This is a genomic window from Paenibacillus azoreducens (assembly GCF_021654775.1).
GTDB classification, from domain to species: domain Bacteria; phylum Bacillota; class Bacilli; order Paenibacillales; family Paenibacillaceae; genus Paenibacillus_AQ; species Paenibacillus_AQ azoreducens.
Genome location: NZ_AP025343.1, coordinates 1742709 through 1757498 on the forward strand (window position 1 = coordinate 1742709; position 14790 = coordinate 1757498).

The following is a 14790-nucleotide window of genomic DNA, read 5'->3' on the forward strand; positions in this document are numbered from 1 at the left end:
TGCTGTACAGCGATTGCGCTGCAAAAGCGGAGGCTTTTTGCCTATGGTTATGAAATGATGGATTGCCCTCAAGGCTTCATCAGTTTTCGCATGATTTTCAAGCCGTTTTTGGATGAGGGATACCGGAATTTGATATCAAACAAGTTGGTTTGTTTCAGCACGCTTTTGTAATGCGTGAACGTATCGAAGCTGCCCCGGCCATGGTAAGCGCCCATTCCGCTTTCCCCGACGCCGCCGAAAGGCAGGTGTGGGGTAGCGATGTGCATCAGCGTGTCATTGATGCAGCCCCCGCCGTATGATACGCTTCCGACAACCATTTCTTCGATCTCGGGCTCCTTGGTGAACAAATAAAGGGCAAGCGGCTTTGGGCGCTCGTTAATCATGTCTATGGCTTCCTGGATATGGTCATATTCAAGGACCGGCAGAATCGGTCCGAAAATCTCCTCCTGCATGACAGGCGTATCCCAGGTTACCTGGTCCATAAGCGTTGGTTCGATGACCAGACGGTCCGGGGCTGTTTGGCCGCCGAATAGGATGTTCCCGTCCTGCAAAAAGGAAGCGAGCCTGCGGAAATGCCTTTCGGATACGATACGTCCATATGCCGCATTGGATAAAGGTTCGGCGCCATAAAATTCCGCAACGGCTTCACGGGTGTGGGCAATCAGCTCGTTTTTCACGCTGCGGTGCACAAGCAGATAATCAGGGGCGATACAGGTTTGACCGGCATTGGTAAATTTGCCGAACACCAGGCGCTGCGCCGTCAGCTTGAGCGGAGCATCCGCATGTACGATGCAGGGACTTTTGCCCCCGAGCTCAAGCGTAAGCGGTATGAGGCGTTTAGCTGCTGCTTGCATGACGATTTTGCCGACATGGACGCTTCCCGTAAAAAAGATGTAGTCTACAGCCTGATCCAGCAGTTCCTGACTTACTTCCGGCCCGCCTTGCACGACAGCCACATATTCCTCATCAAAAAGGCTCTCCAATATTTCAGCCAGCAGAGCGGAGGTAGCCGGGGACAACTCTGACGGCTTCAGCACAACGGTATTTCCCGCGGCGATCGCGCCTATCAAAGGAGAGACGGCAAGCTGGTAAGGATAATTCCAAGGGGCTATAATCAGTGCTGTACCATAAGGTTCGGGGATGATCCGCCCTTTGCTGCCGATATGCGTTAATGCGGTTTTGGCTTTTTTGGGCTTCATCCAGCTGTGCAAATGCTTGACCGTAAAGGATAATTCTTCATAGACGATACCGATTTCCGTAGAAAAGGATTCCAATTCGCTTTTGTTCAAATCCTGTTTTAAAGCAGATATGATCTGCTTCTCGTATGCAACAAGCGCGCCTTTCAGCCGCTTGAGCTGGCGCAGACGCTCTTCATAAGGCCGAGTGGCGCCGGTGCTGTAAAAATGTTTTTGTTTCTGAATAAGCTTTGTCATGGTATCGTTAGACATATAGCTTCATCCTTTTCCGTTCATTTTAAAGTGCTATATTTCTATTATACAGGGAGTATCCGGCAATGAAAAACAACATGAATAACGGCAAAATGTCGCGCAGGGCGTTTTTAAAACGCTGTGGGGCGGCCATTTTAGGTGCCGGCATGTTAACCGGAGGTTATGCATGGTTTTGGGAGCCAAGGCAGCTTGACGTGATCCGCTTGACATATCGCTTTCCGCGGCTTCCCGCCGCATTTGACGGAATGACCATCGCGCAATTCAGCGACCTCCATATTGGATTTCATACGCATGAAAAAGATATTGACCAACTGTGCGAGCGCATTGCCAATGCCTCTCCGGACTTGATTCTTTTTACCGGCGATGCGGTGGATTCAGGCACGGATGCCATGCCTGCTTATCTTCCGCAGTTGGCATCCATGCAGGCTAAGCTCGGCAAGTTTGCCATTCTCGGCAACCACGACTATCTGGTCCATCCGGACCGGGTATCCGAGCTGTTGGATGCGGTTGGTTTCAAGGTGCTGAGAAACGAGCATTCGCTGGTGAAATACCAGGGAGAAACGATTGCTATCGTCGGCCTTGAGGACGAAATTATGGGCGATCCCGATCCGGAGCAGTCGTTAGCAGGAGTTCCTCCGGAATTGTTTACCCTGCTGATGATGCATGAACCGGATTATGCCGATATCGCCGCAGCCTATCCGTTCGACATGCAGCTATCCGGGCACAGCCATGGCGGGCAGGTGCGCTTTCCATTGCTTGGGGCGGTGCTTACACCTCCGGGGGCGCGGCGTTATATCATGGGAGCATATGCGGTAGGGAAACGTTCCATGCCGCTTTACGTCAACCGCGGAATAGGGGAGACCCATCTGCCGATACGTTTCCTTTGCAGACCGGAGCTGACAATCATTACACTCAGAACCGGCCCGTAAATTTTGCAAGTGTTTTAATGTGCAATGATTTATCATGCTATCCCGTTAAAAGGAGAGGGGTTCTTGCGAATGTTGGCGGAAAGATTTCAGTTTTTGCCCGTGATAGCGGGTGAGAGATTAACGCTTCGTCAGATCGAGAAAAAGGATGCCCCCAGCCTTTTGGCGATCCTCTCCGATCCGTATGTGATGAAATACGTAACGCAAGGAACTTTATTCACCTTTTCCCGGTCGCGCCGCATTGCCGCCGAACTGCTGAATGCAAGGCGGCAGGATTCGGTTCATTACGGAATCTGGCTTCCGGAGGCGGAGGGCCCTGTAGGCGTCGTATCTTTGCAGAACTGGAGACAGGAGCGGCGCGACGCCATGGTTGGCTACATGCTGGACCGGAGATTTTGGCAGCAGGGACTGGCTACGGAGGCGCTGGGCGTACTGCTGAACTACGCGTTTGCCGGGCTTCAAGTGCAGCGTGTGGAAGGCCGCTGCCATGCCGTGAACGCCGCCTCGGAACGGGTGATGCAAAAAAACGGGATGGTGCTGGAACGCATATTGACTCAAAAAAGAATGTTCTTCGCACCGGTTGAAATGAAAATTTACAGTCTTACGGATCAGCAATTCCAGGCCCGCAGCGGGAGAATGGAACATGATCGTAAAAATTGAAGGGAGATTCGTGCACCAAGGTGAAGGCAGAAACATGGTTTAGACATCCGGCAGGCATTTTGATCAGTTCCGCAGGAGCAACATTGCTGTGGGGAAGCGCGCTGCCTGTCATTAAGATCAGTTACGAGCATTTTCAGATCGATTCCAGCAACGTATTTGGGGAATGGGTATTCGCAGGTTATCGTTTCGCGCTTGCAGGGCTCATGTTAATCGCGCTGGCCCTTCTCATGGGACAAACACGCCGAACCGACAGAATACCGCTTTCGCTGCCCCGCGTCATGCGCCTGGGATTTATTCAAACTTTTATGCAGTATCTCGTTTTGTATGCGGGATTAAGCTTCAGTTCGGGAATTGAAGGCTCCATTCTGGTCGGTTCCACCTCGCTGTTCCAAATCTTATCGGCAAGATGGATGGACAAAACCGAAAGGTTGAATCCGGCGAAATGGTTTGGGCTGCTGCTCGGATTCCTCGGCATTTTGGTAATGGGTTTTGCACAGCAGGGAGTTCAGTTCCACTTCGGATTCGGGGCGGTGCTGCTGCTGGCTTCGGCCGCATTCGGCGGATTCGGCAATGTGCTCTTCCGCAAGGAAAGCACCAATGAATCGGTAATTGCCCTGACGGGAAAACAGATGTTTGCCGGCGGTTTGGGGCTTTTGCTGGTAGGAGCGGTCCGAAGCGGGTTGGCGCCGTTTCATTTTGATACAAAGGGATGGCTGCTGCTCGCCTACCTGTCGCTGCTTTCCGCCGCAGGTTTTGCGCTTTGGAACACGATCATGAAGTATAATGCGGTTGGCAAGGTGTCGCTTTATTTATTTCTGATTCCTGTATTCGGCGTCTTGTTGTCGGCCGTGCTGCTTGATGAAAGAGTTTCGGCCTGGATTGGCCTGTCATTGGCCTTGGTGGTAACCGGAATTATCATTGTGAACCGGTCCGGCCAGACCAGCCGGAAAAAAGCGATGACCGAAAACGGGGTGCCGGAGAAGGGTGTAACGTGAAGGTAAGTTTTGTAACATAAATGAAATATTACTGTTATGCGTCTCTAACAGAGAGAGGGTACACTTAATGCATGACCCCCTTTTTGAAAATATAAATGATGTTTTGGCGGACCCGCACGTGACGGGTCCATTTTTTTGCTCAAAACTAAAATTAGTTCTTGATACGATGCGAGTTGACCGTTGCGACTCCGGATCGTTCTTCCGATCGCTGTTGTCTCCAATTTTCTATGATTATATTTCCAAAAAGGTAGAAATTCGAAGACAAAGCGGATGCTTTCGAAGCTAGCTTTCCTGCGGAAAGCTTTTAGGCGAACGCTGCCGCTTCGTAAGAATCGATTCCGTCCCCTCCGCTACTTTGCTTCTTGTCAAGTACTAATTAATATTTTGAACCTTATATAATATGAGTTTGTGGGGATATTTTGCGGCAAAGAGATTAGAGCGGTACATGCTGCATTTGTTTGTTTTTGAAATAAACCCACTCGGTAAAACCGATTTCCTTCAGTCTTTGCGCCACTAGGGCCAACTCATCGCCCACACGCGCCGGCTTATGCGCATCGGAGCCGAAAGTCACGTTCACGCCGAAATGGCATGCGCGCTCCAAAATGGCATCGGACGGATACCAGCCGCCGCTCAGCTTGGTTTTGCCCGATGTATTGATTTCGATGGCGACACCGTTCTCCGCGATTATCTGCAGCGTTTCATCAAGGATACGTTCGGCCGAAATTTCGGAGAAAGCGGGGTAGTTCCCTTTCATAGCATCGATATGCCCCAAAATTTGAAACATGCCGCTGCGCGCCGATTCCTGAATCTGGCGGTAATATTGTTCCTTCACTTCGATCTGCTGCTTATCGCTTAATTTTTTCCACCGGTTTTTGTTAAAAATGCTGACTCCGCCGACGCTGTGGACGGATCCGATAATGTAGTCGAATGGATATCCGGAAAGGACAAGGCGGTATTCTTCCACATGTTCCGGAAAATAGTCCGATTCAATGCCGAGCAAAACATCGATTTTTCCTTCGTATTCTTGCTTCAACTCAAGGACTTCCTGAACATAATTGGCAAGCTCGGATTTGCCCATCGCAATCTGGGGAAATGCCCGATCCTCCTTTTCCCCGAAATAAGGGGTATGGTCGGAGATGCCAATCACCTGCAAACCGGCGGCAATGCCGGCTTCGATATAGTCGCGAATATTTCCGTCCGCATGACCGCAGCGGAAATGGTGGGTATGAAGATCGAATTTCATGATAAAAAACTCCCTTCGTTTGTGCATAACCATCGAATTATTCGGAACTGATGAATTGGGTTTCAGGCATGCCTTTCAGATCGCTTAGAAACTGCTGCATGGCGGAGTTCAAATATCTCCCGGATTTATAAATCAGGCCGACGGGATGGCTGACCTCAAGTTCCCGGAGCTGGATGATTTTGAGCGTACCGTGGCGGAGCTCGCTTGCGACCGATTGTTTGGACATAATGGCCGCGCCAAGGTCGATTTCGACCATCCGTTTGATCTCCTCGCTGCTGGACAGCTCCATGACCACGTTCGGCATAATGTCATGCGTTTTGAATATTTCATCGGTAAAACGCCTGCCGACCGTATCGGGTGAAAGTAAAATCAGCGGCGTATCGCGCAGTACATCGATGGATACCGCCGTTTGCCGGGCTAGCGGGTGGCGCGGCGAGACGATGAGTTCGAAAGTGTCGTAATAAAGCACCGAGGTGATCAAGTTGGGATTGCGTTCGATCAGGTAACCTATTCCAACATCGATTTGACCGTTTTCCACGCTGGTATAGATCTGGGAGGAGGCCATGGACTGGATCGACGTTTTGATCAGCGGAAACTGGTTTTGAAAATATGAGAGCACCCGGGGCAAAATTTGTATGGCGATGGAGGTAGTTGTGCCAAGCACGATATGACCTTGAGGAATTTGCTCCAGATCGTACAAACGCTGCTTCAGTTCCTCGACAACTGCCAGAATCCGTTCGGCATGCTCCAAAAAAACTTCACCGCGGTCGGTCAGCGTAACCGGCTGATTCCGGTCGACCAAAACGGTTTTGAACTCATCTTCCAGGCTTTTGATCTGGGCGGATACGGCAGGCTGGGTCAGATTAAGCAGTTCCCCGGCTTTGCGGAAACTCATCGTCTTTGAGATGGTAATCAGTGTCTCCAGTTGACTGATGTTCATGCAGTACCTCCTTAGACCTTATTTGTACCCTACTTATGAGCTTCGACCATTTGTGTATCCTTTAATTATATGGGATTCGGAAAGTCACGGCAATGCGCTTCTGTGTCAGAGTAATTTCTGACAACAAACCGTCTCGATATCTGAAACAGCGATGATTTAAAAATAGATTCTACAAAATTCGTCATAGTATTCAAAAATATACCTAAAGGACCGATATACATAACAGGATTTAGGACTAAAGTTCTTAACTAGGAAAAAAGAGATGGTTTTAAAGGGTATTTATACCCTGGTTCTTAATTCGTCTGTGAATTTTTGGTGATTTCTTAAAAGGTTTACCGTATAATTGGTTCAAAGCGAATTGGGACTTTTGGAGCGTGTCCTGCAATCAACGATGGAAGGGGTGTATAACAGAAATGAAAGCGGAAATTATCAATCCTTTTCTGGAATCCGCGCGGAGTGTTATCGAGCAGGTGATCCAGGTATCTCCATCGACGGGGAACCTTGGAGTCAAAACGGTAGAATTGATTCAGAATCATATTTGGATACATATCGGAATGACCGGACAGTTGAACGGAGATATCGTATTTGGCATTCATGAGCATGTGGCGCTGCGGATGGTATCGATCATGATGGGAGGATATGTGCTGACGGAAATGGATGAGATGGGACAAAGCGCCATTTCTGAACTTGGCAATATGATCAGCGGCAACGCAAGCACCATGCTGTCCAATCAGGGAGTTAATGTGGACATTACTCCTCCTAAAGTTGTCAAAAGCGAGCAGGTTACATCGTTTTTTCCGCAGAAGGCGCTCAGTATCCCACTCTTAATGGACGGGATCGGAGAGCTGGATATTCAGGTCATGATATCTTAAGCAAAACGGGATTTCCTCGAAATTATGTATTTTAGTGCGTGTTCAAAAAGGCCGGTTTTCAGCACCGAGAAGGTTGAAAGAAGATAGGGACTGAGGAGCGGAGCGTACGAGGGGTACGTGAGTACCGGAAGGCCCGGCTGAATTCAAGGTTCGATGCCGAGTGGCTTCCTGTTTTACTTCGTGTTAGATATAGAATTTATTCGTTATCAGCGGAGCTGATGAAATTCTATATCGCAAGAAAACCTACCTTTGGGCCGCGGTCGCTCATCCTTGCATAGGCTTCGATCAGGTTTTCTTTAGATAGCAAAAAGTATAAACATCTAAGGAATCCGCATCCTGATATCGCAAGAAAAACTACCGCTAAAGGTGGTCTGTCTGCTGTGAAGGTACGTCAATAGACGTTTTTCTTATCAAAAGCGGACTTTTTGAACAACCTCTTCGAATAGCATACAATAAGGGTATTATTGCGTGCAGCCAGGCAGGCTAACGCATCCTTAGGGGGAAACCGAAATCATGTTGAAGGATAAAGTTGTTGTCATTACGGGAGCGTCAAGCGGAATCGGATTGTTAACTGCACGGTTGCTGAGCGAAGAGGGAGCCGTGCCGATTCTGGCTGCCCGTTCGCGGCAAAAGCTGGCCGAAGCCTCAAGCGGCATCGCCGGAAAGCATGAAATCAAAGTGCTGGATGTAACCCGGGAAGACCAGGTCAAGCAAATGATCAATGAGATCATTGCAGATCATGGACAAATCGACATCCTGCTCAATAATGCCGGTTACGGTCAATTTGAAAGCATCGTAGACATGCCGTCCGAGGAGTTCGGGCGGATGATGGACGTGAATTATATGGGGATCGTACGATGTACCAAGGCAGTGCTTCCCCATATGCTTGGCCGCGGGAGCGGACGGATCGTGAACGTCGCTTCCATGGCTGGCAAGATCGGTACGGCCAAATCAACAGCCTACACAGCAACCAAACATGCGGTGCTCGGTTTTAGCAATGCCTTGCGGCAGGAGCTGCGCGGGACGGGAGTTACGGTGTCTACAGTTAATCCTGGACCGATTGATACGCCCTTTTTTGAACTTGCGGATCCTGCAGGCGGCTATACAAGCAATGTGAAATGGCTGATGATGAAGCCGGAATATGTGGCGCGTAAAATAGTGCGCTTCATGGATTCGGGCAAGGAAGAGCTGAACCTCCCGCTTAAGGCTGCCGCTGCCATGCGTTTTTATCAGCTGTGCCCGCGTTTGGCGGACAGACTCACCTACCGGATGATGAATAAAAAATGACGGAACCGGCTCGAAGCAAGCCGGCTTTTTTCATGTTAAAGAAATTATATGTTCTTTGGGGTCCCCGCAAAGTATTTGGAGTAAGTATCGATGCATAGGCTCCACTCAGTACTTTTGCTTCGCAAAAGCGCCCTTCAGGCGTCGGACTTCTTTCCGATACACTTTGTGGGGTTATTTTGCATGGAATCAAGTTTAATTTACCTGGCAGGAGGAATAACATTTTGGTGCCTGGGCGCTTTTATCATATAATGGTTAGGAATGACTTATTACAAAGGATGGAATTTAATGAAAGCAACTTTATTTACAGCGCTTGGCATCGAACAGAATTTAGCCGATCGCCTGTCAGAATACGGAATAACGGAGCCGACTCCGGTGCAAACAGAGACCATTCCTGCCATTCTAAACGGAGCGGACGTGCTCGCCCGCTCGCAGACGGGAACAGGTAAAACGCTCGCCTATCTGCTGCCTGTTCTGCAGGGCATCGACGCCGAGCTCAAATCGGCGCAAAAACTTATCATAGCTCCGACGCAGGAGCTGGCCATGCAAATTGTCAGGGAGGGCGAGAAATACGGGCAACCCCGCGGCATTCATGTGCTTGGGCTGATCGGAGGCGCTGCGCTGAAACGGCAGGTAGACAAGCTGAAGCTGCATCCACAGCTCATCGTCGGCACCCCGGGCAGAGTCCGGGAACTGATCGAGATGCGCAAACTCAAAATGCATCACGTGAATGCGATTGTCGTGGATGAGGTGGATCAAGTGTTCCAACTGGGCGGGGCCGGCGATGTGGACCGGATTCTCCGCAGCGCCCTCCGGGACCGACAGTTGGTATTTCTGTCGGCAACCGTAAGCAGGGAAACGGCTGCGCTTGTCAAACGCGAAATGAAGAATCCGCTGGAAATCGGCATTGACCCTGACCAATCCACCGCAAAAGGACTTGAGCATTATTATTTTGCCGGTGATGAGCGGGATAAAATGGAAAATTTGCGCCGGGTGATACGCCATTACAATCCGAAGAAAACGATGGTTTTCGTCAATCAGACGGAAACGATTGCGGAAGTGCAGGCTAAATTGAACTATATGGGCCTGTCAGCCGAAGCTTTGTACGCGGATGCGGATAAGCTGGCCAGAAGCCGGGTACTATCAGGCTTCCGCAGCGGCAAGTTTAAGGTACTGGTTGCCAGCGATGTCGCAGCCCGCGGCCTGGATATCGAAGGCTTGGAAATGGTCGTAAACTACGACCCTCCGATGGATTCGGAGCATTATGTGCACCGTGCCGGGCGTACGGGACGGATGGGAAGAAGCGGGTTAGTGCTATCCCTGGTTACGTACAAGCAAATTTTTATTATGAACAAGTTTGCCAAAGAGCTTGGTATCACACTGGAGGAGCGAAAGTTATACGCCGGCAAGGTGTTGGAGCCCAAAGCGGCTGCTTCGATCCGGTCGCAACCGGTTCGCAGGAAGTCTCCGGACAAAACGGGAAATGCCCATGTATCGCAGGAAAGCGTTAAGCAGGGTTCGTCCAAGGGCCGGCCGGTCAAGGAAGAAACCCGTAAAACTTCGGGTCCTGCCAAAAAGCAAGGTGAGCCTTTCCGCGGCGGAAAATCTTCGGAGCGGGAGAACCGCAGCGAACGGGAGCGGGAACGGAAAAACAAGGGGGCTCCCAAATGGCTGAAAGACAAGAAACGTCCCTAAGGGGCGGATCGGGTATTTCATGGAGGTGAGGCAATGAACGGCAATACAGTGCTGGATATCCAAGGTTTGAGCGGCGGTTACAGCTTAAACCGTCCTGTGCTGCATGATATTTCCTTTCAGGTCAATCCAGGCGAAATGATCGGGCTGATCGGCTTGAATGGCGCAGGCAAAAGTACAACCATGAAGCATATTCTCGGACTTATGAATCCCCATAAGGGGGAAATCCGGGTACAGGGAAAGAAGCGGGAGGAAGACGCTGAAACCTATCACGGTTCATTGGCTTTTGTTCCGGAATCTCCGCTTTTATATGATGAAATGACCGTACGCGAGCATCTGGAATTCACGGCGAGGGCTTACAATGTAAAACGCGAGGAATATGAAGCGCGTGCGGACCGGCTTGCAGGAATCTTTCGGATGCGGGACAAAATGGACAGCTTGTCAACGCATCTGTCCAAAGGGATGCGGCAGAAGGTTATGATCATGTGCGCTTTTGTGGCCCGCCCTTCTTTATATATTATCGACGAGCCGTTTCTCGGCTTGGATCCGCTTGGCATCCGGTCTTTGCTGGATTTTATGGTTGAGCTGAAGGAAGGCGGTTCTTCGATTCTGCTGAGCTCGCATATCCTTTCGACCATCGAAAATTACTGCGACCGGTTTATCTTGCTGCATCAGGGAAGGGTCATTGCCAGTGGAACGCTGCAGGAGATAGCCGCGCAAGCGGGAACTAACGGGGCAGGACTGGAAGATATGTTCTATACCCTTGTGCAAGGCAGGGATTGACGATGGATTTGGCTAGTTTAAGATCCGAACGCCGCAGCCGTTTCTGGGGAAAAGAAGTGCTGCCGTATGTCGGTTATGTCATGCAAAGCGGTGTTGCGGTACTGCTTTTGTTCGCGATTATTGCTTTTTCGGCATGGTACACATCCCTGGTTCAGCATATCCCGGCCGGTTTTCCGATCCGCTGGATTATGCTTGTATTGTTCGTGCCGCTGACGGTCAGCAGCAGTTTCAGGACCTATCTTCAGCCGGCGGACGTCGTTTTTTTGCTCCCGCAGGAATCGCGGATGCGAAAGTATTTCCAGGCAAGCTGGATTAGCGGCGTCATTTACAAGCTGCTAGGTCTGGCTCTCGTTTTTCTAATTTCTTGGCCGCTTTATATCCGGAGCGAAGCTGATCCGAAGCCATTCTCGCTGTTTTTGCTGGTTCTAATTGCGCTGAAACTGCTTGCCAGCTACGGCTGCTGGAAAGAACTGCGGATGGTATCGCGAAAAGGGGCGACGGCATCCCGGCTGCTTCGTTATGTAATTATTGCGCTTTCTATAGCCGCTTGGCTGTGGCAGCCTGCAGGCAGAAGCTTAATTTTCATTTTGCTGATTGCAGCAACCTATGCCGCGGCTTTGCGTTTCCCGGCCAAACATCTGGTGGCATGGGAGAGATTGATCGCCCAAGAAAAGACGCACATCGGACGCATACTGATGGTGCTGGGCTGGTTCGTGAACGTCCCGAGCCGGCAGCAGCGAATTCACTCTAGAAAATGGCTTTTCTGGGCTGGCAACCGCATTTCCTGGAAGCCTGAAACGGCCTACCGCTATCTCTTGATGAAAAGCTTTATTCGCAGCGATATTCTCGGTATCGTGATCCGGGCGGGCATTCTGGCTGTGTTTCTGGTCTGGTGGATGCGGAGCGGCATGGTTGGCAGCGGCATTTATTTGTTTTTTGTGTTTTTGGCAGGGGTGCAGTTATCCACGCTGCTGCGCTATCACAGCGAATCTTTTTGGCTGCATGTATATCCGATTCCCCCTGGCAGCCGCCGGTCGAACGCGATCAGCCTGGCTTTTCAAATCCAGCTGGTATTTGCGGGGCTGACCTGGCTACCGCTTCTTGGGGGCGGGCCGGATCGTTTGGGCGCCGCTTTGATGACGCTGATTAGCGGCGTGATCATATGCCTGCTGTTCCGTTATTTTGCTGGAAGGAAAAAGAAGGCCCACGATGACGACGATGAATAGAAGCATTCGCGCTTTTTTGCTTGCAGGAATCTCACAAGGAACCGGCTTTCCTTGGCCTCAAGCGATGGCAGGATGGCTAGGTTATGGGTTGGCGGATGCGCAAAGAATATGAAAAAGCAGAGGTTCGGGTTTCATCCCGAACCTCTGCTTTTTTGCTTGGGCTGGATTGTTCTTGAAATTGGCGGTATTAAAGCCAGAAAGAACGAGTGATGATAACGAGGAGGATAAAGAGAACAAGGATTGCTCCAGTGTTATGAAATAATCCATGGCAGCCATATCCGTATCCGTATGCGCCTCTTACTTCTTCGCTCATTGTTCATTCCCCTTTGCAAATGGATTGTTTTTGGATTACACCGTATCATATGTCTCGGGGGAACTCAGTGCTTGGGCAATCACCCGTTCGCTACAAACAAATTCTTTAGCCGCTCTGCTGAGAATTTGTACATAAGATTTATGGGGTTTGGATAACGCAGATCGGCAGCTGTACCTAATGGATCGTTGCTTCGGCTGACTGCTATTTGTTCTGCAAATCCATGATTCCTTGGTACACCAGATCAAAGAGATCTTCCAGGTAATCTTCTTCGATACAGGAGAAGGCAATGCGCAAATCATGCTCGCCAAGGGCGATCGTTCCGACTCCATATTGATGCAGGATATGCGTGCGCAGCTCTTCGGCGGATACGGTTTTCAGCTTCAAGCACATGAAATATCCGGAGTTGAACGGGTAGTATTCCCATACGCCGTTGTATTTTCCGCTGTCCAGCAGCGATTTGACCTTGTTGGCCCGACCCTTCATAATCTGGAATTTTTCTTCCTTCTGCGTATGGAAATCCGGGGATTTCAGCACGTCAAGCACGAAGGTTTGGGAAGGATGGGCGCCGCTGGAAATCGTGGCTCGAATGATGCCAAGCGTTTTTTGTTCGAGCGCGTGCAGCACTTCTTTGCTGTCGGAAGCATAGGTGATAAAACCTACGCGGAAGCCCCATACGAATTCTTCTTTGGTCGCGCCGTCGACCTTGACGGCAAGCACGCGTGGATGCAGATCCGCCAGTTTGCCGAAAAGGGACTCTTTCAGGGAATCTTCGAAAAACAGTCCGAAATAGGCGTCATCCGTTACCGCTACCACGTTGATGCCGGCTTCGGCAGCTTCCTTGATGGCAGCGACGATTTCATTGCCCTCTTTAAGCCCAGGCGTGTAGCCGGTTGGATTGTTAGGGAAGTTGAGGATGACAACAGCTTTGCCTTTGTCCTTTTGAGCAAGCAGCGCGTCGCGCAGTCCTTGGCTGTTAAACGTCATTTCTTCGGTGAAAAGCGGGTAGTTTATGATCTGCGCATGACGGCGGATTCCGAAAGTAAGCTCATAGTTTTCCCAGTTTTTGTCGGGGTAAATGACGGCGTCCCCTTCATTGACGAACAGGTCGGCAACCACGCTCAGTCCGTGCGTAAGCGCGTTGGTTACGATCGGATTACTAAGAGACTTTTCGCGCAGGGACGGGTTCTCTTCGCGCATTTTGGCGAGCCATGCCGTCCGGAGCTCCGGTTTGCCGGCAGGAGGTGCATAAGGATAGAGATCTTTCGGCTGAAAAGCGGAGAGCTTGCTTTGGATCGCATCCAAATGCATCGGAATGCCGCCTTCGGTTGCGATGCCGATCGTGGCATTGTATTTCTTGGCATGCCCCGAGGCTTCGGCAGATTGGCTCAATATGCCTTCCTTCGGAAAATAAATTTCCTTGCCCAGCGTAGACAGCATGTCATATACATGCGGGTTGCCGGCTTTTACCCCTTCATTCAGTTGTTCTGCCAATGAATTCAACATTTCTTCCATCCTTCCAAATCGGTTGTAATGTCAGGAATTTCCGTACAATTCCCGTAAGAAGTTTTCCGTTTTAGCTGCCTTACATTATATCATTTGCAGCCGTAACCGTCACGAAAAAGGGATGGTATTTAAAATAAAATGGCAGTTTAACCTTTGCTTTCCGCAGACCTTTTTTTGCTGTCCGTTTACTCTTTGGAATTGGCGCCCGGGCACTTCTCGCGAATGAGGCGTGCTGTTTCCGGGTCGCGCTCCGAACCCCGCTTTTCAAGACCGCAGAGGACCTGCTCCCGATTGTCATCAGTCAGGTTTTGTCCGAATTTGAATTTCGCGCTCATCCGGTCCGGGATGATCTTAACTACGGCTACATTGCGCAGTCTGGCGGCATACGTCGGGTTGGCAATATCGATCGGATCATATCCCCCTTCGGGCTGCAGTTTTTTCATCAGCAGGGTGAACACCCCGGCTTTTTCCGCAAGATCCTGCACGATCACGGCCCGTCCGCTTGCAGTTACGCTTTTAAAGTAGGTTGTGGCCGGGCAGGCCAGATGCGGATCCGTAAAATAAGAGGGTATAACCGCAAATTCATCGGCGACACTGAAGCTGACACGGGGATTTGCTTTTAAATGCTCCATCTTCTCTCCAACCCGGCTGCCATGGAAATAAAAAACCCCCTGGTCGTAAACGTAATTCAAGGGTGTAACCCGCGGGTATCCGTCTTCCCCGACGGTACCGAGAAAACCGAAGCTCATGCCGGATAAAAATTGCTCGATTTCCCGTTCTTCGTTGATGCTGAATTCCTTTCTCCTCATGATGTTTCTCCCCCAGTTTGGTTGATCTGTTTGCTTAACAGCATAATGGAGACATTGACAAGGAAAAAGATCCAATTTAGATTTAAATTTATAGTC

At 50.2% G+C, this 14790-nt stretch carries 14 protein-coding genes; 8 read left to right on the top strand and 6 right to left on the bottom strand.

What is annotated here, in order from left to right; translation table 11 throughout:
* Positions 1-68: 68 nt before the first annotated feature.
* Entirely contained in the window at positions 69-1448 is a 1380-nt protein-coding gene (locus L6442_RS07405) for an aldehyde dehydrogenase (RefSeq protein WP_212977573.1), read from the bottom strand.
* 65 nt (positions 1449-1513) lie between these two features.
* Between L6442_RS07405 and L6442_RS07410 the strand changes: the two genes are divergently transcribed.
* The 3 genes from L6442_RS07410 (at position 1514) to L6442_RS07420 (ending at position 4029) form a co-directional block, all read left to right on the top strand.
* Positions 1514-2377, top strand: a complete 864-nt coding sequence (locus L6442_RS07410) for a metallophosphoesterase (RefSeq protein ID WP_212977574.1) — start codon at positions 1514-1516, stop codon at positions 2375-2377.
* A gap of 69 nt (positions 2378-2446) precedes the next feature.
* Positions 2447-3034, top strand: a complete 588-nt coding sequence (locus L6442_RS07415) for a GNAT family N-acetyltransferase (RefSeq protein WP_212977575.1) — start codon at positions 2447-2449, stop codon at positions 3032-3034.
* Between the two features lie 20 nt (positions 3035-3054).
* On the top strand, positions 3055-4029 hold the full coding sequence (locus tag L6442_RS07420) for a DMT family transporter (RefSeq protein WP_194233243.1): 975 nt from the start codon (positions 3055-3057) through the stop codon (positions 4027-4029).
* Positions 4030-4462: 433 nt separating this feature from the next.
* On the opposite strand, the gene L6442_RS07425 is transcribed toward L6442_RS07420, so the two are convergent.
* A complete protein-coding gene (locus tag L6442_RS07425; protein WP_212977576.1) occupies positions 4463-5272 on the bottom strand; it encodes a histidinol-phosphatase in 810 nt (269 codons plus the stop codon).
* A 37-nt stretch (positions 5273-5309) separates the two neighbouring features.
* Positions 5310-6212, bottom strand: a complete 903-nt coding sequence (locus L6442_RS07430; RefSeq protein ID WP_194233245.1) for a LysR family transcriptional regulator — start codon at positions 6210-6212, stop codon at positions 5310-5312.
* A 413-nt stretch (positions 6213-6625) separates the two neighbouring features.
* Here L6442_RS07430 and L6442_RS07435 point away from each other — a divergent pair, with 413 nt between their 5' ends.
* From L6442_RS07435 to L6442_RS07455, 5 genes are all read left to right on the top strand, one after another.
* Complete coding sequence (locus tag L6442_RS07435; RefSeq protein WP_212977577.1) at positions 6626-7084, top strand: chemotaxis protein CheX; 459 nt, start codon at positions 6626-6628, stop codon at positions 7082-7084.
* 513 nt (positions 7085-7597) lie between these two features.
* Positions 7598-8371 (top strand): SDR family NAD(P)-dependent oxidoreductase, encoded by a 774-nt coding sequence (locus tag L6442_RS07440; protein WP_212977578.1) that lies wholly within the window; start codon positions 7598-7600, stop codon positions 8369-8371.
* 285 nt (positions 8372-8656) lie between these two features.
* Entirely contained in the window at positions 8657-10063 is a 1407-nt protein-coding gene (locus tag L6442_RS07445) for a DEAD/DEAH box helicase (RefSeq protein WP_212977579.1), read from the top strand.
* A gap of 33 nt (positions 10064-10096) precedes the next feature.
* Positions 10097-10843: an ABC transporter ATP-binding protein gene (locus L6442_RS07450; protein ID WP_212977580.1), complete on the top strand. Its 747-nt coding sequence runs from the start codon at positions 10097-10099 to the stop codon at positions 10841-10843.
* 2 nt (positions 10844-10845) lie between these two features.
* On the top strand, positions 10846-12069 hold the full coding sequence (locus L6442_RS07455; protein WP_212977581.1) for an ABC transporter permease: 1224 nt from the start codon (positions 10846-10848) through the stop codon (positions 12067-12069).
* A 187-nt stretch (positions 12070-12256) separates the two neighbouring features.
* Here L6442_RS07455 and L6442_RS07460 read toward each other — a convergent pair whose 3' ends face one another.
* The 3 genes from L6442_RS07460 to L6442_RS07470 form a co-directional block, all read right to left on the bottom strand.
* Positions 12257-12382 (bottom strand): YjcZ family sporulation protein, encoded by a 126-nt coding sequence (locus L6442_RS07460; protein ID WP_237100260.1) that lies wholly within the window; start codon positions 12380-12382, stop codon positions 12257-12259.
* 201 nt (positions 12383-12583) lie between these two features.
* Positions 12584-13882: an aminotransferase class I/II-fold pyridoxal phosphate-dependent enzyme gene (locus tag L6442_RS07465; RefSeq protein WP_212977689.1), complete on the bottom strand. Its 1299-nt coding sequence runs from the start codon at positions 13880-13882 to the stop codon at positions 12584-12586.
* Positions 13883-14070: 188 nt separating this feature from the next.
* The gene (locus L6442_RS07470) at positions 14071-14694 is read right to left on the bottom strand and encodes a pyridoxamine 5'-phosphate oxidase family protein (protein ID WP_212977582.1); all 624 of its coding nucleotides are present in this window, start codon (positions 14692-14694) and stop codon (positions 14071-14073) included.
* Between the last annotated feature and the right edge of the window lie 96 nt (positions 14695-14790).

What these genes read in the sequence shown, in the direction of transcription:
- L6442_RS07405 (WP_212977573.1), bottom strand. Translation starts at nt 1,448, where the DNA reads ATGTCTAACGATACCATGACAAAGCTTATTCAGAAACAAAAACATTTT.
- L6442_RS07460 (WP_237100260.1), bottom strand. Translation starts at nt 12,382, where the DNA reads ATGAGCGAAGAAGTAAGAGGCGCATACGGATACGGATATGGCTGCCAT.
- L6442_RS07430 (WP_194233245.1), bottom strand. Translation starts at nt 6,212, where the DNA reads ATGAACATCAGTCAACTGGAGACACTGATTACCATCTCAAAGACGATG.
- L6442_RS07425 (WP_212977576.1), bottom strand. Translation starts at nt 5,272, where the DNA reads ATGAAATTCGATCTTCATACCCACCATTTCCGCTGCGGTCATGCGGAC.
- L6442_RS07440 (WP_212977578.1), top strand. Translation starts at nt 7,598, where the DNA reads ATGTTGAAGGATAAAGTTGTTGTCATTACGGGAGCGTCAAGCGGAATC.
- L6442_RS07435 (WP_212977577.1), top strand. Translation starts at nt 6,626, where the DNA reads ATGAAAGCGGAAATTATCAATCCTTTTCTGGAATCCGCGCGGAGTGTT.
- L6442_RS07450 (WP_212977580.1), top strand. Translation starts at nt 10,097, where the DNA reads ATGAACGGCAATACAGTGCTGGATATCCAAGGTTTGAGCGGCGGTTAC.
- L6442_RS07410 (WP_212977574.1), top strand. Translation starts at nt 1,514, where the DNA reads ATGAAAAACAACATGAATAACGGCAAAATGTCGCGCAGGGCGTTTTTA.
- L6442_RS07455 (WP_212977581.1), top strand. Translation starts at nt 10,846, where the DNA reads ATGGATTTGGCTAGTTTAAGATCCGAACGCCGCAGCCGTTTCTGGGGA.
- L6442_RS07445 (WP_212977579.1), top strand. Translation starts at nt 8,657, where the DNA reads ATGAAAGCAACTTTATTTACAGCGCTTGGCATCGAACAGAATTTAGCC.
- L6442_RS07415 (WP_212977575.1), top strand. Translation starts at nt 2,447, where the DNA reads ATGTTGGCGGAAAGATTTCAGTTTTTGCCCGTGATAGCGGGTGAGAGA.
- L6442_RS07470 (WP_212977582.1), bottom strand. Translation starts at nt 14,694, where the DNA reads ATGAGGAGAAAGGAATTCAGCATCAACGAAGAACGGGAAATCGAGCAA.